General features: G+C 39.3%; 1 protein-coding gene. It reads right to left on the bottom strand.

The features are described from left to right. On the bottom strand, positions 1-239 hold a 239-nt coding region (locus tag AC6UDE_RS07170; RefSeq protein ID WP_500697059.1), incomplete at both ends, for an alpha-amylase family glycosyl hydrolase.

Here is a 239-nt window from a genome sequence, read left to right as displayed (position 1 = left end):
GGAATGAGTTCTTGGAGAAACTCATTGATGAATTCATAATCGATATGTTTGACGGCGTCCAAACGAAAACCATCACACTTTAACGTATCAACCATCCATTTTCCCCAACTAATCATTTCCTGACGAACTTCCGGCAGGCTGTAATCGATATTGGCAAACATTAAATAATCATAGTTTCCGAATTCATCGATGACATGCTTATTCCAGTGCTTATTTTCGCCTGTGATTCGATAGACACC

The sequence above is a fragment of the Fructilactobacillus sp. X2R5C3 genome (genome assembly GCF_059901325.1).
Note: the sequence above shows the minus strand (reverse complement) of the source record. Positions and strands in the feature narration are given on the sequence as shown.